Origin of the sequence: Acinetobacter sp. YH12155 (assembly GCF_013418255.1) — a bacterium.
Classification (GTDB): Bacteria; Pseudomonadota; Gammaproteobacteria; order Pseudomonadales; family Moraxellaceae; genus Acinetobacter; species Acinetobacter indicus.
The window spans coordinates 123,129-142,925 of the sequence record NZ_VPCK01000002.1; the positions used below are offsets into that span (position 1 = coordinate 123,129).

15 protein-coding genes and 1 pseudogene are annotated in these 19,797 nt (G+C 45.0%); 11 read left to right on the forward strand and 5 right to left on the reverse strand.

The genetic code is table 11. From position 1 onward, the window contains the following. Positions 1–15: 15 nt before the first annotated feature. Positions 16–1,281 carry a DcaP family trimeric outer membrane transporter gene (locus FTU86_RS01995; RefSeq protein WP_180036351.1) on the reverse strand — a complete coding sequence of 422 codons (1,266 nt, stop codon included), beginning with the start codon at positions 1,279–1,281 and terminating at the stop codon, positions 16–18. A gap of 220 nt (positions 1,282–1,501) precedes the next feature. Beyond that, positions 1,502–2,800: an MFS transporter gene (locus FTU86_RS02000; RefSeq protein WP_005178018.1), complete on the reverse strand. Its 1,299-nt coding sequence runs from the start codon at positions 2,798–2,800 to the stop codon at positions 1,502–1,504. Between the two features lie 605 nt (positions 2,801–3,405). On the opposite strand from FTU86_RS02000, the gene FTU86_RS02005 reads away from it, so the two are divergent. The 3 genes from FTU86_RS02005 to FTU86_RS02015 are packed head-to-tail and all read left to right on the forward strand — an operon-like array spanning position 3,406 to position 6,938. Then, on the forward strand, positions 3,406–4,179 hold the full coding sequence (locus tag FTU86_RS02005) for an enoyl-CoA hydratase (RefSeq protein WP_005178015.1): 774 nt from the start codon (positions 3,406–3,408) through the stop codon (positions 4,177–4,179). Between the two features lie 2 nt (positions 4,180–4,181). Continuing rightward, positions 4,182–5,702: a 3-hydroxyacyl-CoA dehydrogenase gene (locus FTU86_RS02010; protein ID WP_104489418.1), complete on the forward strand. Its 1,521-nt coding sequence runs from the start codon at positions 4,182–4,184 to the stop codon at positions 5,700–5,702. A 24-nt stretch (positions 5,703–5,726) separates the two neighbouring features. Further along, the gene (locus FTU86_RS02015; protein ID WP_180036350.1) at positions 5,727–6,938 is read left to right on the forward strand and encodes a 3-oxoadipyl-CoA thiolase; all 1,212 of its coding nucleotides are present in this window, start codon (positions 5,727–5,729) and stop codon (positions 6,936–6,938) included. A 117-nt stretch (positions 6,939–7,055) separates the two neighbouring features. Here FTU86_RS02015 and FTU86_RS02020 read toward each other — a convergent pair whose 3' ends face one another. After that, positions 7,056–7,493, reverse strand: a complete 438-nt coding sequence (locus FTU86_RS02020) for a PaaI family thioesterase (RefSeq protein ID WP_104473214.1) — start codon at positions 7,491–7,493, stop codon at positions 7,056–7,058. A 110-nt stretch (positions 7,494–7,603) separates the two neighbouring features. Between FTU86_RS02020 and FTU86_RS02025 the strand changes: the two genes are divergently transcribed. The 7 genes from FTU86_RS02025 to FTU86_RS02055 all read left to right on the forward strand — a co-directional run bounded on the left by FTU86_RS02025 (position 7,604) and on the right by FTU86_RS02055 (position 15,612). Beyond that, positions 7,604–8,359 carry a class II aldolase/adducin family protein gene (locus FTU86_RS02025; protein ID WP_104491841.1) on the forward strand — a complete coding sequence of 252 codons (756 nt, stop codon included), beginning with the start codon at positions 7,604–7,606 and terminating at the stop codon, positions 8,357–8,359. Then, positions 8,356–9,279, forward strand: coding sequence for a glyoxylate/hydroxypyruvate reductase A (locus FTU86_RS02030; RefSeq protein WP_180036349.1), 924 nt, complete (start codon positions 8,356–8,358; stop codon positions 9,277–9,279). Before FTU86_RS02025 ends, FTU86_RS02030 begins: the two co-directional genes overlap by 4 nt. A gap of 36 nt (positions 9,280–9,315) precedes the next feature. Then, the gene (locus FTU86_RS02035; protein WP_104473217.1) at positions 9,316–10,104 is read left to right on the forward strand and encodes an enoyl-CoA hydratase-related protein; all 789 of its coding nucleotides are present in this window, start codon (positions 9,316–9,318) and stop codon (positions 10,102–10,104) included. An 11-nt stretch (positions 10,105–10,115) separates the two neighbouring features. Then, entirely contained in the window at positions 10,116–11,096 is a 981-nt protein-coding gene (locus tag FTU86_RS02040) for a nitronate monooxygenase family protein (RefSeq protein WP_104489415.1), read from the forward strand. A gap of 208 nt (positions 11,097–11,304) precedes the next feature. Next, positions 11,305–13,107, forward strand: coding sequence for an acyl-CoA dehydrogenase C-terminal domain-containing protein (locus FTU86_RS02045; protein WP_104489414.1), 1,803 nt, complete (start codon positions 11,305–11,307; stop codon positions 13,105–13,107). A gap of 156 nt (positions 13,108–13,263) precedes the next feature. Next, entirely contained in the window at positions 13,264–14,103 is an 840-nt protein-coding gene (locus FTU86_RS02050) for an alpha/beta fold hydrolase (protein ID WP_104473219.1), read from the forward strand. A 12-nt stretch (positions 14,104–14,115) separates the two neighbouring features. Further along, complete coding sequence (locus tag FTU86_RS02055; protein WP_104473220.1) at positions 14,116–15,612, forward strand: NAD(P)/FAD-dependent oxidoreductase; 1,497 nt, start codon at positions 14,116–14,118, stop codon at positions 15,610–15,612. A gap of 53 nt (positions 15,613–15,665) precedes the next feature. Here FTU86_RS02055 and FTU86_RS02060 read toward each other — a convergent pair. Both FTU86_RS02060 and FTU86_RS02065 read right to left on the reverse strand, forming a co-directional pair. After that, positions 15,666–16,931 (reverse strand): annotated as a pseudogene (locus tag FTU86_RS02060) (MFS transporter). A gap of 161 nt (positions 16,932–17,092) precedes the next feature. Further along, complete coding sequence (locus FTU86_RS02065) at positions 17,093–17,839, reverse strand: IS5 family transposase (protein WP_127799590.1); 747 nt, start codon at positions 17,837–17,839, stop codon at positions 17,093–17,095. A gap of 237 nt (positions 17,840–18,076) precedes the next feature. Here FTU86_RS02065 and FTU86_RS02070 point away from each other — a divergent pair, with 237 nt between their 5' ends. Further along, positions 18,077–19,759, forward strand: coding sequence for an AMP-binding protein (locus FTU86_RS02070; protein ID WP_168406547.1), 1,683 nt, complete (start codon positions 18,077–18,079; stop codon positions 19,757–19,759). The last annotated feature ends 38 nt before the right edge of the window (positions 19,760–19,797 follow it).

Genomic DNA, 19,797 nt, shown 5'->3' on the forward strand with positions numbered 1-19,797 from the left:
TTGTCTCCTGAAGCTTTAAAAACTATAGTTGGCAGAGAGGTTGATACGTGAAACATCCGCTTCTCTATTATCAAAAGTTTCACGTTTACCGTGATGGTACTCTGCACCGAGATTAATCTTTGGAACAGGAGAGTAGATCACGTTTGCTACATAGTCAGTTAAACGTTTATTGGTCTTAGGATTCGCGCGTGCATAGTCGCTGGAATCATCAAAATCAACAACGCTGGCATTGATGCTACTACGTAGTTTCGGCGTGAATTTATGCGTAAAGCCGATACTTAAACTATTAAACTCATTGAGCAAAAGTTCATTATTGATTGGATCAACTGAGTAATCTCCACCCCAGGCAGCACCGTCGGTGGTTGAACCTTGAGTCAAGAAAGCTGCAATACGCTGGTCGCCGACCATATGGAAATAGTTACCTTGGATCGAGTTCTGATCATTAAAACGGTAACGTCCACCAAGGCCTACACCCCAACCAACTTTTTCAATATCACCTGTATCAGTTTGTGCCTGCTTTTGATTGACAAAGCCTTGAGCCAATAAATGCAGCGGACCTGATTGATGAACATATTTAGTGGTTAAAGCAGGCAAGGCAGAAGAGCGATCGCCACCGGCCATATACTCCAGACCTACATTCCAGGTATTTTCCGGATCAAGTTTGAAAGCATAGCTGACTTGAGGCGTACGTAGGACTGATCCACCCAGCAATAAACTGTAGTCGACAGCTTCAGTACTAATTTCCGGTGTCGACATCAATGACCAGGCCTGACCAAAAGTCCAGTTATAGTATTTTAAATGTGCATGACGAATACGTAGTCCACCATCGCCTTTACCATTATTGGTCCAGAAGTCAGCTTCTAAACGTGCAGAAACATTCGGGTTTCCACCCAAGTCTTTCGCCAGGAAACCAATTCGGCTGGCAGCTGCAGTAAAATCTGAACGGGTAGAGTCAGGTTCAGTGAAAGGCACTTTATTAATCTGGTTAATGGTACGGCCACGAGCTTCAGTGGTACTTTTGAAATCGACTGCGCCATCAAAGCGGATCAAGCCATAAACATCGACATTATCCACCATCGAACTCAAAGTTTTAGAGTCTTGCGCTTTGGCTTCTTCCTGCTGGTTCTTTAACGCAAGTTGTGCAGCCTTTTGCTGTTCCAGTTCAGCCTGGATTTGCTTTAACTGTGATTCTAAAAACTGCATCCGGTCTTCAGACGCTTCTGCTGAAAATGCCTGTGCTGAAGCAATACCACATAATGTCGCTAAAACTAATTTTTTCATTTCTTAATCCCTAAAGAAATTTTCTGATATCTAAAAAGGAAAATCTTTCCTTGTCATTGCTCTCATTGCTAAATGCAGAGATGCTGACTTTTGAATGATGAATACGCGATCAGTTCAACCCGACACATCCTGATCAGATCAAAGCATATGGACTCGATATTAAAGTCATGAAATTTGGATTCAGGAGAGCCGTAAATACACAGCTCTCCTGATTTAAAACTTATTCTGCTTTTTGCGGATCGTATAAACGGTCCTTAATAAACAGGGCAGGAATCAAACCGCATAGGAAGTAAGCTGCACCCATAACCATCAGGCCGGTACCAATAGAACCATTCATGGCCAAATAACCGATGGTAATTGGAGCAAAGACAGCACCTACACGGCCAATGTTGAATGCACCACCAACCGCTGTACCACGCACCGTTGTTGGGAAACTCTCGGTCAGATAAGTTGCATTAATTGCGTATGGAATACCGTACAGGAAACCAAAGATCAGCATTAAAACACCGATATTTTCAGGGGTATGCATATACACCACCACTGGAATAAACAGCGCAGTTCCCATGGTGCCGAAAGCGAACACAATACGGCGACCAATTTTATCTGCCACATATCCGGCAATGACTTTGGCGAAAATCATGGTCAGGAAGGTACCAATCATGTACAGCGCCATTTCCTTGAATTTAATGCCTAATTCTGCTTCCAGGTAGGTTGGCAACCAGTTACTCACACCGAAGTAACCGAACAGCAGGAAACCAGAACTAAATGACCATAAGATAAACATCTTGCCGTGGGTCTTGTCTTTCAGAATGGTGATGTACGGATTACCTTTTTTCGCGGTAGTGTCCACAAGCTGGCCAGTACGTTTCATTTCACGCACGCGCTTCCAAGACTCAGGCTCAGGAACCAGGAAGTGCATTAGAATACCTAAAGCCAATGGCGCAATGGTGATCCAGTACAGCATACGCCAGCCGTATTCAGGAATAATCCAGCCAGACAGCATGGTGATAACCAGTGAACCCAGGGTAAAACCAGTCATCAGGGTAGCCAGTACCGTAGTACGATATTTGGTTGGGACATACTCTGACATCAAGGTATTACAGGCAATATATAAACAGCCCAAACCTAAACATGAGAGGGTACGTAAAATTGCAAATTCAGTATAAGACTGTGCAAAACCTGAATAAGCTGAAAGGATGGAGAAGGAAATTGTTGCCACAACAATTACCCGGACACGGCCAAAGCGGTCACAGGCCCAGCCGCCAATAAATCCGCCAATTCCCATACCAAATAACGACCAGCTCCCCAAAGCACCGGCCTGCATTGAGGTTAATCCCCATTCTGCTTTCAGACTGGTGAGACTGAAGGCCAAAATACCAATATCGGCACCGTCACAAAGCAAGATCAGGAACGCAAAGATAAAGGCAGTAACCCACAGACGTTTGGGTGCCTGCTTGATTGGTTCCTCAGCAGAGATGGGTTGCCTATTCTCTCTGGTTTCGATTGTTTCGGTTGTCATTGTTATATCCTCTACTTTATAAAGTAGCACTCCTGTGCTACCGCCTAACAAAGTCATGTATGCATGACTTCTGATTTATTCGGGCTTGAGAACACGCTCTTTTAACAGCACCGCTCAAACATCCTGGTTGAACCTGTTGTGTCTGCTATCGCGTCATTTAGATAACAACTATGTCATTTGTGATACATACTTATTATTCAAATGAACTAATATTTCGTTTCTCAACACTTACTTCTACATGAATGGTTCAATTCACTTGTAAAATTCCATCCAGCTTATAACCTCAATGCTCTGTTTATCTTGATCTGGTTTCAGGATATAAAAACTAAATCAATATAAAACAATGTCTTATTTATAAATAAGCCAATTGAAAGCTAAGCCAGCTACAAGCTGAAATTTTCAAGAAAAATTAAATAATCTCGTGTAATTTCGTTATACGAAATCAATTAATCATAAAACACAGTTTATAACAAGATATTTTGTCTATTTTTTAATAAAAATATCTTTTTTACGCTTTATCCGCAAAAAAACTTGCATTCCTGGGGAATAAACCTTAATTTTTATACAAAATAAATTTTCGCTATACAAAATAAATGGAGATTTGCATGGAACAGGTCGTTCAAGTAGAACAAATCAATGCTCATGTCGCACTGGTGAAAATCCATCGACCTGAAGCAAAAAACGCCTTAAATACTGAAGTACGCCAGAAACTGGCTGAAGCTTTTCGTCAACTGAATGATGATGCCAATATTCGCGCCATTGTACTGACCGGCGGAGAGCAGGATTTTGCTGCAGGTGCCGACCTGAAAGAGCTGGCCAATGCAGAAACCATTCAAATGATGCAGCGTCGTACTGAGCGTTACTGGCAGGCGATTGCACAATGCGCCAAACCGGTCATTGCCGCGGTTAATGGTTATGCCTTAGGTGGTGGCTGTGAACTGGCCATGCACGCCGATATTATTATTGCCGGCAAGAGCGCGACCTTTGGTCAGCCTGAAGTCAAAGTTGGGGTCATGCCAGGCGCCGGTGGTACACAGCGCCTGTTCCGTGCCGTGGGGAAATTCCATGCCATGCGCATCATCATGACCGGCTGTCTGGTGCCGGCACCAGAAGCCTATCAAATTGGTCTGGTCTCTCAAGTAACTGAAGACAGCGAAACCATTGCCACGGCCATCAAGATGGCTGAAGGTCTGGCAAAACTGCCACCAATTGCCCTGGAACAGATTAAAGAAGTGGCCTTACTGGCAGAAGATGTACCGTTGAATGCGGGGCTAAGCCTGGAACGCAAATCATTCCAGATGCTGTTTGCTTCTGAAGACCAGAAAGAAGGCATGCAGGCCTTTATTGAAAAACGTAAACCAAATTATCAGGGACGATAAGCATGACTGTACATATTCAGAAAATCGGGATTATTGGTGTCGGTACCATGGGTGCCGGAATTGCCCAAATTGCCATTCAGTCTGGCCATGATGTGGTCCTGTTTGATGCCAAAGCTGGCGCTGCAGAGCAGGCTCAGGAAAAACTGGCCAAAACCCTGAATACCCTGGCAGATAAAGGCAAATTCAGTCATGAAAAAGCCGCTGAAGATCTTGCCCGTCTTTCAATTGCCGAGCAACTGGAAGATTTAAAAGATTGTGATCTGGTGGTAGAGGCCATTATTGAAAATCTGGAAATCAAACAGAAGCTGATGCAACAACTGGAAGCGATTGTCAAACCGGAAGCAATTCTGGCGTCGAATACGTCTTCATTGTCGATCAGTGCCATTGCAGCCAACTGCAGTCAACCAGAACGTATTGCAGGCTATCATTTCTTTAATCCGGTACCGCTAATGAAAGTGGTGGAAGTGATTGAAGGCTTTAATACCCGTGCCGATATTCTGGATGCCTTGACTCAACTCTCGATCAAGATGGGCCATCGTCCAGTGAAAGCCAAAGATACTCCAGGATTTATTATTAACCATGCCGGCCGTGCCTTTGGCAGTGAAGCCTATGCTATCCTGAATGAAAATGTCACGCCATTTTATGACATTGACCGGATTTACCGTGATGGGATCGGTTTTAAGATGGGACCATTCGAGCTGGGCGATCTAACCGGCATGGATGTATCGCATCCGGTCAGTGAGTCGATTTATCATCAGTATTATGAAGAAGCACGTTACCGTCCAAGCGTAATTACCCGTCAGCGTTTTATTGCCAAGCAACTGGGCCGTAAAACCGGTAAAGGTTTTTATGACTACACTTCTGGCAGCAAACAGGGTGATGTTGCACCAGTACTGGCTGAAAAACTGGCGCAATATCCATCGGTCTGGTTAGGCACCGAATATAGCGACGACCGTCAGGCGCTGGAGCAATATCTGCAACAGTTCAATATTCTGGTGGAGCAGTCTGAACAGCCATCTCAAGATGCACTGGTGCTCATTGCCACCTATGGTGAAGATGCCACTTCGGCGGCTGTACGTTATGGCGTTGCCCCACAGCAGGTGGTGTGTATTGATCTGCTCTATGGCCTGAATAAACACCGCACTTTAATGCCGACTTTTGTGACCAAAGCTGAACTGACCCAGGCGGCGCAATCTATTTTTAATCTGGATGGTGTGACAGCCAGCGTTATTCAGGAAAGTGTCGGTTTTGTGGCGCAGCGTGCGTTGGCCATGATTGTAAACCTGGGCTGTGATATTGCCCAGCAAGGTGTTGCCACAGTTGAAGATATTAATATCGCCGTGAAACTGGGTCTGGGTTATCCGCATGGTCCAATTGAATGGGGCGATGTTTTAGGCGCGGAAAAAATTCTGAAAATTCTGGATCGCATGACCGATATTACCCGCGATCAGCGTTATCGTCCAAGCCCATGGTTACGCCGTCGCGTCCAGTTGGGTCTGCCACTTGTTCATAGTTCTAATTAATCTAAAGTTAAGGGAATAACACTCATGTTAAATGCATATATTTATGATGGTTTACGTTCACCAATCGGTCGTCATGCCGGCAGTTTGTCAAGTGTGCGTCCAGATGATCTGGCTGCAACCGTGATTAAAAACCTGCTGGAAAAAACCGGTATTCCAGCTGCCGATGTCGAAGATGTGATTTTCGGTAGCACCAACCAGGCCGGTGAAGACAGCCGTAACGTAGCACGTTTTGCCGCACTTTTAGCCGGTATGCCAGTGACTGTACCGGGCCAGACCGTAAACCGTTTATGTGCATCTGGTTTAGGTGCCGTGATTGATTCGGCACGTGCCATCACCGCAGGTGAAGGCGATGTCTATATTGCTGGTGGCGTAGAAAGCATGTCACGTGCACCTTTTGTATTGGCGAAAGCAGAAACAGCCTTTTCGCGTGATGCAAAAATGTATGACACCACCATCGGAACCCGTTTCCCGAACCGTAAATTTACCGCTCAATTTGGCGCACACAGCATGCCAGAAACCGGTGACAATGTAGCGGAAGAATTTGGCATTAGCCGTGAACAGGCCGATACCTTTGCCGCTGCATCACAGGCAAAATATCAGGCAGCCAAAGAAGCAGGATTCTTTGAAGGTGAAATTACTCCAATTGAAGTTTCACAAGGGCGTAAATTACCGCCTAAACAGATCACTGAAGATGAACATCCGCGTGCATCTTCAACATTTGAAGCATTAACCAAGCTGAAACCCCTATTTGAAGGTGGTGTGGTCACAGCAGGGAATGCATCAGGTATCAATGACGGCGCTGCAGCACTGATTATCGGCAGTGAAAAAGTTCAGGAACAGTATGGGTTAAAACCTTTGGCGCGTATCCTGTCTTCTGCAGCAGCCGGCATTGAGCCACGCATCATGGGTGCGGGGCCAATTGAAGCGATCAAAAAAGCAGTACAACGCGCGGGTTTAACCCTAGATGATATGGATATTATCGAGATTAACGAAGCGTTTGCCAGCCAGGTATTGTCCTGCTTAAAAGGTCTGGATGTGGCCTTTGATGATCCGCGGGTCAATCCAAATGGTGGTGCGATTGCGATTGGCCATCCACTGGGTTGTTCTGGTGCACGTTTAGCCTTGACCGTTGCACGTCAATTACAGCGCACAGGTAAAAAATATGCCGTGATCAGCCTGTGTATTGGCTTGGGTCAAGGTCTTGCAATGGTCATTGAAAACCCTGAAGCAGCCTAAACTGGTTTAAGTCGAAATTAAATGCCATGCATATCTAATATGCATGGCATTTTTTTGTTAAATATTTAGCCATAAAAAATCCCCGCAGATGCAGGGATAGGCTAGTTCTGGTCGGAATCAAGCGCGCTTGGTCACCAGTAAAGTGGCCGAACCAAAGGCATAGACTTTACCATCTTGATCGACAATACGACCTTCTGAAGTCAGTACGTTACGGCCGACGCGAATCACTTCACCAATGGCGGTATAGGTTTCGCCACTTTGCATGGCTTTGAGCATTTTTACGTTTAAATCAATCGTTGAAAAACTGACCCCGGCATCGACAGTGGTGTGTACAGCAGCACCCGTAGTACTGTCCAGCACGGTGGCACAAAAACCGCCATGAATACCGCCTTGTAAATTGAAATGGCGATGATCTGGTCGTACCTCATATTCCACATAATTTTCACGTACGACGGTCAGACGCATGGGAATAATTTCACTCATGGGTGAGCTGGCAATTTCACCATTCTTGATAGCGGTTAAATACGCGAGTCCATTCATTTGTGATGTCGACATACAGGCTCCTTCTTATTTATTATTTCGCTATATGAAATAATATTCTGTTTTATTAAAAGTATGATATAACATGAAAGTGAACATAATGCTATATATTCCAGGATGGAACGATGACAATAAAAAACCTTGTCACAGCTGCCGAATGGCAAGCCCGATGTGAGCTGGCGGCACTGTATCGCATCATTGCGCATTACAAAATGACCGATTTAATTGACACCCATATCAGTTTACGGCTGCCCGATCAGCCCGACTGTTTTTTGATTAACCAGTATGGTGTGGCCTTTGAAAAAATGCAGGCCTCCACCCTGGTCAAGATTAATCATGCCGGAGCAGTGGTAGAAAGCTATGAACAGGAAAAACCGGTCAATATGGCGGGTTTTGTAATTCATTCTGCAATTCATGCAGCGCATCCGCATCTGAATTGTGTCATTCATACCCATACCGCAGATGGAATTGCCGTGTCAGCCCAGAAACACGGTTTATTGCCTATTTCGCAGCATGCCTTGAAGTTCTATCAGTATTTGGCTTATCACGAGTATGAAGGCGTGGCATTGTCTACCGATGAGCAGGAACGCTTGATTGCAGATTTGGCCGGACATCGTGCCATGATTTTACGCAACCATGGTCTGCTGGTGGCTGGCGAATCGATTGCACGCGCTTTTCATGAAATTTATTTTCTGGAGCGGGCTTGTCAGGCGCAAATCAAGGCGCTGAGTGGCGGTGCAGAATTGCATTATCCAAGTGAAGAGGTTTGTGTTAAAACCGCCAAACAGTTTGCCAGTCCACTGGTTGAGCCGATTTTACAGCGTGCCTGGCTGGCGGCCTTGTCGCTGATTGAGCATCAACAGGCGGAGTACAGCGCATGATTGTCATTTCCAGTACGCTTCCCGATATCCAGAAGATTCTGGTTAAAGTATTTGAAAAATACGCTCCTCCAAACAGTTTTTGTGTTGCACAAAGTCCTGAAGCCAAAGAGGCCACCACAGCCGCATGCTGGTTTCCCGATATGCCATACTTGCAAACTCTGCCCAAATTGCAAGTGATTCATTCGATTGCGGCCGGGGTTGAACATCTGAACTTGAATGAAGTGAGTGCAGAGCAGTTTGTATGCCGGGTCTTAGATGAGCATCATCAAAAAGGTATGTTCGATTATTTGCTTTGGGGTGTGCTGTATTATCAGCGTTATTTCGACCGGATGTTGCAGCAGCAACAGCAGCAGATCTGGAAACAGCATCGTCAGAGTTATAGCCATCATATCCAGATTGGGATTATGGGGCTGGGACACATGGGCGGCTATGTGGCAGAGCGCTTTGCTGCCATGGGTTATCAGGTTTCTGGCTGGTCCAATTCGGTCAAAGATTTAGCCCAGGTAAAAAGCTATGTCGGGACCGAGCAGCTGGCGGAGTTTTTAGCTCAGAGTCAGATTCTGATTAATTTAATGCCCTTAACCGCAGACAATACCGCTATTTTATCTGAGGTCTTGTTTCAGCAGTTACCAGAGCAGGCCGTCTTGATTCAGGTCGGTCGTGGTCAGCATCTGGTCGAGCAGGACCTGCTCAACGCACTGGATTCTGGGCATTTACGCGGTGCAATTGTCGATGTATTTGATGAAGAACCGTTGGCCGCAGATCATCCATTCTGGCAGCATGACAAGATTGTGGTCACGCCACACATTGCCTCGCATGCTCCGATGTCGGTGGTAGTCGAGCAGATTCTGGAAAATGACCGCCGTATACAGGCCAATTTACCGTTATGTAATCAGGTCGATCTGACTAAAGGTTATTAGGATAAAACCAGAAGAATAAAAAAGGATATTAAAGAGATGTTCACAACCATTCAAACCGAAGTGAGCCAGGGCGTGGCGATACTGAGGTTCAATCGTCCAGACTGTTTAAACAGTTTTAATGTGACAATGCATCAGGAAGTTCAACATGCGCTCAAAGACTGGAGCCAAGATGCAGCAGTCCGGGTCATTGTCATTCGTGGCAATGGCCGAGCTTTCTCTGCCGGGCAGGATTTAAAAGAACGCTCCGGACAACTGGCACACATTCCTTTACCCTCAGAAGGCTCACTGGCCAAATATTATAATCCTTTGGTTGAGCTGATCCGGCATAGTCCAAAACCGGTGATTGCAGCAGTGAATGGGGTGGCTGCTGGTGCAGGCGCCAATATCGCTTTGGCCTGTGATCTGGTGATTGCCAAAGAAAGTGCCCAATTTATTCAGGCTTTTTGCAAAATTGGCTTAATTCCAGATGCCGGTGGGACCTGGATGTTACCACGCCTGATTGGTCATGCACGCGCGGCTGCATTAATGCTCTTGGGTGAGCCGGTATCTGCTGTTGAAGCGGCTATTATGGGCATGATCTGGAAAGCCGTACCCGATCAGGAATTTGACGATTATATTGTTGAAGTCGCCCAGCAACTGGCCAAGCAGCCGACCTATGCACTGGCATTAATTAAACAGTCCTTGCAACGCAGTGCTGAGCATAGCCTGAGCCAGCAGCTGGAACTGGAGCAAAACCTGCAATATCTGGCCTTAAACAGTCAGGACTATAAAGAAGGCGTACGGGCCTTTGTGGAAAAACGCCCGGCACAATTTATTGGCCGCTAAGGAGAGTATTCATGAGCATTCAAACCCGTGTAACCCAGATGCTGGGCATCCGCCACCCGATTATTCAGGGCGGTATGATGTGGGTCGGTACCGCAGAAATGGCCAGTGCCGTTTCCAATGCCGGCGGATTGGGCACCCTGACTGCCTTGACCCAGCCAAGCCCTGAAGCCTTGGCCCAAGAAATTGCCCGGTGCCGGGAAATGACCGATCAGCCTTTTGCCGTCAACCTAACCTTGCTGCCCGCAGTCAATCCGCCGCCGTATGCGGAATATCGGCAGGCAATTATTGACAGTGGTATCAAGATTGTTGAAACCGCAGGCAATAAGCCGCATGAGCATATTGAAGTGTTCAAGCAACACGGCATTACCGTCATTCATAAATGTACCTCGGTACGCCATGCCTTATCAGCACAGAAAATTGGTGCCGATATTATTTCCATTGATGGCTTTGAATGTGCCGGACATCCGGGTGAAGACGATATTCCAGGATTAATCCTGATTCCGGCCGCGGCTGATCAGCTCACAGTGCCGATTATTGCCAGTGGTGGCTTTGGCGATGGTCGAGGATTGGTAGCCGCACTGGCGCTTGGGGCAGAAGGTATTAATATGGGCACCCGTTTTTGTGCCACGCAGGAAGCGCCGATTCATGACAACATCAAACAGTTTTATTTAAACAATGATGAACGGGCAACGAATTTACTCTATCGGCAATTTAGAAATACCGCACGGGTCGCGAAAAACTCGGTTTCTGACCTGGTGGTACAAATGAGTCAGGACCCGAATCTGGAGTTTGAACACATCCGCCCTTATGTCAGTGGTTTAAAAGGCAAGCTGGCCTTGGAAACAGGTGATGTGGATGCCGGCCTGATTACCGCCGGGCAGGTTTTAGGACTGATTCATGATATTCCAAGTTGTGATGACTTGATTCAGCGGATGATTCAGGATGCCGAACAGATTATTCAGCAACGTCTGGCAGGGCTAATTCAGGCTTAAAGCTGCAATAGGGTACGCTAGAAATGAAGATGCCATTCAGCAGTGAATGGCATTTTTTTATGGGCAAAATTAAATTAAAAATCGAATTTTTGTGTCATGACTAGATTTTAGCTTTCAAATTATATTATAGTGGATTTAAAACATAGTTTCGTATTATGAAATATTAACTCATAAATACCGTAAACAGGACTCATACAAGGGAATTACGATGAGAAATTATATTGCACCATTAAAAGATATGAAGTTTGTGCTGAAAGATTTGCTGGATGTTGAACAAAAATATCAGGGGTATGCAAAATTTGAAGACAAAGTCTCTATGGACATTATGGAGCAATATTTAGAAGTTGCTGCTGATTTCTGCCAGAACGAGCTTTTACCTATTAATGCCACAGGCGACCAGCAAGGCTGTCGTTTAGAAAATGGTGTCGTGACCACACCAGATGGCTTTAAAGAAGCCTATAATAAATATGTTGAACTGGGCTTTACCTCATTAACCGGTGATGAAAACTACGGTGGTCAAGGTTTCCCGACACTGTACCGGATTGCTATTTCTGAAATTATTACGGCCACCAACTGGTCATGGGGCATGTATCCGGGCCTGTCACATGGTGCAATGCGTACCTTGGAACATCATGGCAATGACGAACAAAAACAGAAATTCCTGGTGCCACTGATTGCAGGGCGCTGGACCGGTACCATGTGTCTGACCGAATCACATGCTGGTTCAGATTTGGGCCTGATTCGTACCAAAGCGGTTCCAAATGCCGATGGCAGCTATAGCATCAGCGGTGAAAAAATCTTTATTTCGGCAGGTGAACATGACCTGGCTGAAAATATTGTGCATATCGTTTTGGCACGCTTACCGGATGCACCGGCAGGCACCAAAGGCATTTCACTCTTTATCGTACCTAAATTTAATTTAGATGAAGACGGTAATGTCGCAGAACGTAATGGCGTAGTCTGTAGTTCTATCGAACATAAAATGGGCATTCATGGCAATGCCACCTGTGTCCTGAACTTTGAAAATGCCAAAGGCTTCCTGATTGGTCCTGAAAACCGTGGCCTAAACTGCATGTTTACCTTTATGAACTCTGCACGTATTGGTACCGCCATTCAAGGTCTAGCGGCAGCTGAATCTTCTTATCAGGGTGCCTTGGCCTATGCCAAAGACCGTCTGGCCATGCGCTCACTGGAAGGTGCAAAAGCGCCGAATTTGCCAGCAGATCCAATTATCGTGCATCCGGCAGTACGTAATATGCTGCTGACGCAGAAAGTCTTTGCTGAAGGTTCACGTGCATTGGCTTATTACTTAGCCACTTATGCAGATATTGCTGAAGCGACTGAAGATGCAGCCGAGAAAAAAGCCGCGGATGACCGTCTGGCTTTATTAACTCCAATTGCCAAGGCTTTAATGACAGAAACCGGACTGGAAGCCGCCAAACATGGTATGCAGGTCTTTGGTGGTCATGGTTATATTGCCGAGCATGGCATGGAGCAAATTGCCCGTGATGCGCGTATTGCCTGTTTATATGAAGGCACCACGGAAATCCAGTCGATTGACCTGTTGGCACGTAAGGTTCTAGGTTCAAAACTCAGCTTATTAACAGCATTAACTGATGAAATTCAGGCCTATATTAAAGAGCAACAGGCCCATCCTCAATTTGCAGGCTATGCACAGCAGGTAGGTGAGCTGACCCAGCAATGGCTGGAGCTGACTCAACTGATCCAGACGCAGGCACAACAATCTGCCAATGAAATTGGTGCAGCCTCTGTTGATTATTTATATTTCTCAGGCTATGTGGTGTTTGCGTATCTCTGGCTCAAGATGGCGGTTGTGGCACAACAACGCGTCGATGAAGGACAAAGCGATCCGTACTATGCAGCTAAAGTAAAAACGGCTCAATTCTACTTTGAACGTATTTTGCCAAGAACCTGTACGCATCGCGCCAATATTCAGGCCGGTGGAGCAAGCCTGTTCCTGCTGACGCCAGAAGAATTTAAATTTGATTAATCCGCTTTTGCACCCACAGAGAGAGCCTACTGTGGGTGTATTTTTTTAAGCCTGTTCTCTATAGCAAAAATAGTTCAGGTTTCATTGCTTGAAGAGCATCACAAGTAGAATTTTACCAGATCAATTGCAGATAAAATAACAAGATCAGGAGTCTATATGGAATTAGACGCACGTTCACAACAGTTTCCCTATGCGAGTACCCAGCTGACCTATCATGAAGTCGGCCAGCCCTCCGTACATCCAACCATCATTTTAATTCATGGTACGGGTGGTAATACCCAAAAACATTTTAATTATATTTTCCCGATGCTGGGCATTCATCAGCGCGTACTTTCGATTGACCTCTATACACCGGAGAAAGCGGATTTAAAGCTGACAGATTTTAGCGAGCAGGTAGAAGCTTTAATTCAGCATGCAGTGGCGGAGAATGAACCGATTACCGTGGTCGGTTATTCTTTGGGCGCTGTGATTGCCGCCCAGGTCGCGGCCAAGTTACAACAACGAATTTCACAGTTGATTTTATTGGCAGGATGGGTCAAAACCAGTTCGGTGCAGCAACTGCGCAATACCATCTGGCAGCAGTTATTTAATGAACAATCCAAGGCATTGCCACATTTTGTAAATTACTGTTTATACAGTGATCACTACCTGTCTTTACGCACTGAACAGCAGGTTCTGGAGCTGGCACGCTTTGTTACGCCCTCTGCTGATGCAGCCAGACAGCGTGAAATGAACTATCACCTCGATATCAGCAATATTCTGGCTGATATTACCGCAGATACCTTAATTGTAGCCTGTCATGAAGACCGCATGATTCCTTTGGCTCAAGCCAAGTTACTGTTTGCCTCGATTGAACGCAGCCGTTATGTCGAAATTCATTCCGGACATGCCTTGCATATAGAAGCACCGGCGGAGATTGTGCAGCTGATTAACCAGTTTAATCAGCATCCCGAGCAATATCCGATTAACCAGAAAATCCAGCGATTTGCACCTTAAAGGAGAAGCAGCATGCAAGCTCATGTACAGCGTAGCAAAATTTTAATTGTCGGTAGCGGTTTTGGTGGCTTGGGCATGGCCATTCGGCTCAAACAACAGGGCATCGATGATTTTAAAATCATTGAACGGGCAACAGAAGTCGGTGGAACCTGGCGGGATAATACCTATCCGGGTGTGGCTTGTGATGTGCCGTCGCATCTGTATTCTTTTTCTTTTATTAAAAATCCGTACTGGTCGCGTATTTTTCCGCAAGGAGCAGAAATCCAGCGTTATCTGGTTCAATGTTGTGATCAGGAGCAAATCCGCCCGTATATTGATTTTAATACAGCACTGGAAAAAGCCCACTGGAATACAGCACAAAGAATTTGGGAAATTCAGACTTCACAAGGAGCGTATCAGGCCGAGTTTTTAATTACCGCCACAGGGCATCTGGCCGATGAGCATCTCCCGGATATTCCCGGTTTGGCTCAATTTCAGGGGCAGGTGATGCATTCTGCACGCTGGAATCATCAGGTTGATTTGGCTGATCAACACGTGGTGGTGGTCGGTTCCGGCGCATCAGCAATTCAGCTGGTGCCGGAAGTGGCGAAACTTGCCAAAAACCTAACCGTGTTGCAGCGCAGTGCACCCTATATTTTACCGCGACCGGACCGGCCTTATAGCGAAACGGAAAAACAGCTGTTTCGTAAAGATCCGGAAAGTATGGCGGCTTTACGCCATTCCTTGTTCTGGGATAATGAGTTTAATTTTGCCCAGCGCCGTAATTTAAAAAGTCATATTCAGCGGGTCAAAAAATCCTGCTTACAGTTTCTAAAACAGCAGATTGATGATGCTGAATTACAGCGTAAACTGACACCACATTATGAGCCGGGCTGTAAGCGGGTTTTATTATCAAATACCTATTATCCAACTTTTTTACAGCCGCATGTCACGCTGGAAGATTCCGCGCTGGCAGAAGTCACACCAGAAGGCGTGATCAGCCAGTCAGGACAATATTTCCCAGCCGATGTAATTATTTTCGCCACCGGTTTTGAAGCGGCACGGCCACCGTATGCAGCAAAAGTGCTGGGTAAACATGGCTTAAGTCTGGAACAGCAGTGGTCAAGTGGCATGCAGGGCTATCAGTCGACTACAGTACATAATTTCCCCAATTTATTTATTTTAAATGGACCGAATACCGGCAGTGGACATAATTCTGCCTTGTATTTTCTGGAAGTGCAGTTTGATCTGGTGCTGGATGCACTCGAATTTTTTGAACAGGAACAGATTCAGGTGTTTGAAGCAGATCAGGCCGCAGAAGATGCCTATATGGAGCAGTTACAGCAACTGTCTCAGGGCAGTGTCTGGCTGTCGGAAGGCTGTAAAAGCTGGTATCTTGATCCGGTCAGCCGCAAACTGACCTTAATCTGGCCGGACTTTGCTCATTCCTTTAGAGACAAGAACCGGCAGTTTATGCGCAGTGGCTATCACTTTCACTATATTGAGAATCCTCAGCAGAATGCTGTTTAAATGGCGTACCTGAGCTATTAAAAAACCAGTCATCAGACTGGTTTTTAATATGTTTAATTGGCCTTTTGCGGATCGTATAAACGATCTTTAATAAATAGCGCAGGTATCAGACCGCAGATAAAATAGGCCGCAGCCATAATCAGTAAGCCCGTTCCAATAGAACCGCCTTGGGCAAAATAACCAATGGTTAAGGGCGCAAATACCGCACCAATTCGGCCAATATTAAATGCACCACCGACTGCCGTACCGCGAATGGAGGTCGGAAAACTTTCAGTCATATAGGTGGCATTAATGGCAAAAGGCATGCCATAGAGAAAGCCAAACATCAGCATCAAATATAAAATATTGGTGGGGGTATTAAAGTAGATAATGACCGGCAAAAATAATGCCGTTCCCATGGTGCCAAAGGCAAATAACGCACGGCGGCCAAAACGGTCTGCCAGAATGCCGGCCACCACTTTGGCAAAAATCATGATTAAAAATGTGCCGACCATATAACCGGTCATTTCTTTAAAACTGATGCCAAGATCAGACTCCAGGTATGCCGGAAGCCAGTTACTTAAACCGGCATAACCAAACTGCAGGGCACCGGCACTTAAAATCCACAGCATAAACATCCAGCGATGTTTTTTGTCTTTTAAGATGACCAGATAAGGATTCTATTTTTTGATTTTCACTTTGCTATGTAAAGCTTCCTGACGCTTGAGCTCACGAGAACGTAACCAGGATTCAGGCTCCGGCACCAGAAAGTACATTAAAAAGGCAAGAAAAATAGGGAAAGTCGTAATCCAGTACAGCATACGCCAGCCATACTCAGGAATAATCCAGCCGGCCAGCAAAGTGGCACATAATGAACCTAAGGTAAAACCGGTCATTAAAGCCGCAAGTACCGTAGTCCGATATTTGGTCGGCACATACTCGGACATTAAGGTATTACAGGCAATATAAAGTGAGCCAAGGCCAATGGCTGCAATACTCCGCACAATCAGAAACTGATAATAGGAATCGACAAAACCCAAGGTACAGGACAAACTTGAGGCCAGAATCATATAAAATACAATAACTTTAACCCGGCCAAATCGGTCACAGGCCCATCCGCCAATTACACCACCCACCAGACTCTAGCTGCCCAGCGCACCGGCCTGAACAGTAGTAAGGTTAAATTCTGCTTTAATACTGGTCAGGCTGTAGGCGAGAAAAGCCAGATCAATCCCGTCGGCAAGCAGAATAAAAAAACATAAAATAAAAGCGGTTTTCCATATTTTCTCTGGCTGAGCTTGTACCTGCTCAGCCACCATCACTGAAGCTTTTTGCGTCATCACTGATATCCTTTCATCATTCGTTCTTGTTTTATGAATAATTTTTCATGGTTATTACTCATTATTCATGAGTTTAGTTTTCAGCAAAAAACCTTATATTTCGTATAGAGAAATCTTGTTTTTCTTTATTTTTAGACCAAAGACTAGGGTCTGTTGACATTTCATAATGGTAGCCAAATAAAGATACAAGCTAAGGCAACAGAATTTTCATAGCTTTGCTTTAGCTTGTCATAGCGTGTGGCAATTCCTCTAAATTGCTTTAATCTAGCAAAGGCATTCTCAATTAAATGCCTGATTTTATAAAAATACCAATCCACATGATCATTATTTGAAAGTGTATTGGATTTCTTGGGAATATTAGCTTGAGTTCCCGTTTTTTCTATCTGTTCTCTCAAGGATTCAGAGTCATAACCCTTATCGGCACAGAGAATTTCTGTCTCGTGCAGGTCTATATTGTTAACTAATTTCGGTGCCACTTTTACATCATGGGTCGTACCATCCTCTATCAAAAACTGAACAGGGTTCCCATGAGAATCAACTGCCAAATGAATTTTAGAACTATTTCCACCGATACTTTTTGAGATAGCCTGATCCTTGATTCCTGTAGCATGCTGATGAGCCCGCACATGGCTAGCATCAATAAATACCCACTCTAGATCAGCATCAGATGAAATTAACTTAAATATTTTTAATAACTTATTATCTTTCGACCACCGGGAAAATTTCTTGAATATGGAGTTTGGCTTTCCGAAGGCAGCAGGTAAATCCCGCCACGGGCAGCCTGTACGGATTCTATAAAGAATAGCTTCAATAAAATTTCGAAGATTTTGTTTGAGATAAATACGAAAATTACGGAAAATGTTTTCTAACTTAGACCAGTGTTGATCAGTCAACATTGTACGAGGCATAGCGAGGAGTAGATTTGGTTTGGCGATTAAATTCTACTTTCTCGCTATTTTTTTTGCACAGTAAATGTCAACAGACCCTAAAATATCACCACTAATGATTGATTTTAATTTGTAAAAAATTGCTAAAAAGCCGATCAAGCATTGATCGAAGGTCGAATTTAAAGCTATTATCAAATAATACAAAATATAGTTTCACTATACAAAATAAAAGAACGCAAGCGATAGGAGAGAGCTTCAATGAGCACACAGCCATGGATTGCTGAATATCAAAAATGGAATGTAAATCCTGAATTTACTCAGCCAGATCCCACCCAGACCTTGAGTCAGACCATCGCTGAAAATCTAGAGAAATTTCAGGATAAAACAGCCTTTATCTATTTAGATAAAAAGTTCAGTTATCATGATATTGATGTGTATAGCCAGAAAATGGCGACCTTTTTACAGAATTTGGGGCTAGAGGCGGGTAGCCGTATTGCGGTGATGCTGCCAAATATTATTCAGTATCCAATTGCAACCTTTGCCATTATTCGTGCCGGTTATATTCTGGTGAATGTCAATCCGATGTATACCCAGCGCGAGCTGTATCATCAGTTGCAGGATTCTGGTGCAGAAGCTTTATTTATCCTGAATCAGACTTTAGATCAGCTCAAGGATCTGGATGAATGCCAGACGCTTAAATATGTGATTTCGACCCATCCACTGGATCTGGTGAAAGCGCAAGATACCGCAGTGCATCCACAGGCAGCGCAATATCCGGCCAAGACATTCTTTGATTTTAAGCAGGCACTTGATCAGGTCGACACGATTGATTTTAAAACACCACCCCAACAGCAAAATGACACAGTCATTCTGCAATATACCGGTGGCACAACAGGTTTATCTAAAGGCGCTGAACTGAGTCACCGCAATATTTTATTTAATATTGCCCAGAACAGTACCGTGTTTATTAGCCATTTTGGCGACCGGATGGCAGAAGAACATGAATATGTATTTTGTGCCTTGCCGCTCTACCATATTTACGGGTTTACCATCTGTCTGTTCAGTTATGGCCTGAGCCGTGGTTTTGCCAATGTGCTGATTCCGAATCCGAGAGATCTAGACGCTTTAATTGACCAGTATGCCAAGCATCCTCCGACGGTTTTTCCGGGGGTAAACACCATGTTTAATGCCTTGGCACATCATCCACGTTTTAGAAGTCTGGATCATCGTCAGCTGAAGACCACCACCGGTGGGGGTGCGCCGGTACTGAAAGCCACAGCTGACCTGTGGTATGAAGTCACAGGCCGTTATATTTATGAAGGCTATGGTTTATCCGAAACTTCACCGACTGCAACTTTTAACCCGCCTTTAAGCCAGCGTTTTAGTGGCACCATCGGTTTACCTTTGGCAGGTACCGATATTCTGATTCTGGATGATGCAGGCCAACCGGTAGCGATTAACCAAGCTGGAGAAATTGCCATTCGCGGCCCACAGGTGATGAAAGGCTATTGGCAGCAACCGGAAGCCACGGCGCAGGTATTTACCAAAGATGGCTTTTTCCTGACTGGCGATATTGGTTGTATGAATGAACAGGGCTATATCAGTATCCTTGACCGTAAAAAAGATATGATTCTGGTGTCTGGCTTTAATGTGTATCCGAATGAACTGGAATATGTGCTGTCTCAACATGTCAAAGTGTTAGAAAGTGCCGTGATTGGAATTGATGATGAAAAGTCTGGTCAGGTCCCGAAAGCATTTATTGTTAAACAGGATGCTAGCCTGAGCGAAGATGAAGTCATGGCTTATTTAAGACAGCATTTAACCAGTTATAAACTGCCTAAATATATTGAGTTTGTGGCGGAGCTGCCAAAATCTGCAGTCGGAAAAATCTTGCGTAGGGAATTGCCAAAAACCCATCAGGCGGATGCTACAGCCTGTTAGTTCAGATTTAAGAGAGACGTAGGAGAGGAAATCCTCCA

What these genes read in the sequence shown, in the direction of transcription:
- FTU86_RS02020 (WP_104473214.1), bottom strand. Translation starts at nt 7,493, where the DNA reads ATGTCGACATCACAAATGAATGGACTCGCGTATTTAACCGCTATCAAG.
- FTU86_RS02040 (WP_104489415.1), top strand. Translation starts at nt 10,116, where the DNA reads ATGAGCATTCAAACCCGTGTAACCCAGATGCTGGGCATCCGCCACCCG.
- FTU86_RS02065 (WP_127799590.1), bottom strand. Translation starts at nt 17,839, where the DNA reads ATGCCTCGTACAATGTTGACTGATCAACACTGGTCTAAGTTAGAAAAC.
- FTU86_RS02055 (WP_104473220.1), top strand. Translation starts at nt 14,116, where the DNA reads ATGCAAGCTCATGTACAGCGTAGCAAAATTTTAATTGTCGGTAGCGGT.
- FTU86_RS02000 (WP_005178018.1), bottom strand. Translation starts at nt 2,800, where the DNA reads ATGACAACCGAAACAATCGAAACCAGAGAGAATAGGCAACCCATCTCT.
- FTU86_RS02045 (WP_104489414.1), top strand. Translation starts at nt 11,305, where the DNA reads ATGAGAAATTATATTGCACCATTAAAAGATATGAAGTTTGTGCTGAAA.
- FTU86_RS02010 (WP_104489418.1), top strand. Translation starts at nt 4,182, where the DNA reads ATGACTGTACATATTCAGAAAATCGGGATTATTGGTGTCGGTACCATG.
- FTU86_RS02025 (WP_104491841.1), top strand. Translation starts at nt 7,604, where the DNA reads ATGACAATAAAAAACCTTGTCACAGCTGCCGAATGGCAAGCCCGATGT.
- FTU86_RS02005 (WP_005178015.1), top strand. Translation starts at nt 3,406, where the DNA reads ATGGAACAGGTCGTTCAAGTAGAACAAATCAATGCTCATGTCGCACTG.
- FTU86_RS02015 (WP_180036350.1), top strand. Translation starts at nt 5,727, where the DNA reads ATGTTAAATGCATATATTTATGATGGTTTACGTTCACCAATCGGTCGT.
- FTU86_RS01995 (WP_180036351.1), bottom strand. Translation starts at nt 1,281, where the DNA reads ATGAAAAAATTAGTTTTAGCGACATTATGTGGTATTGCTTCAGCACAG.
- FTU86_RS02035 (WP_104473217.1), top strand. Translation starts at nt 9,316, where the DNA reads ATGTTCACAACCATTCAAACCGAAGTGAGCCAGGGCGTGGCGATACTG.
- FTU86_RS02030 (WP_180036349.1), top strand. Translation starts at nt 8,356, where the DNA reads ATGATTGTCATTTCCAGTACGCTTCCCGATATCCAGAAGATTCTGGTT.
- FTU86_RS02050 (WP_104473219.1), top strand. Translation starts at nt 13,264, where the DNA reads ATGGAATTAGACGCACGTTCACAACAGTTTCCCTATGCGAGTACCCAG.
- FTU86_RS02070 (WP_168406547.1), top strand. Translation starts at nt 18,077, where the DNA reads ATGAGCACACAGCCATGGATTGCTGAATATCAAAAATGGAATGTAAAT.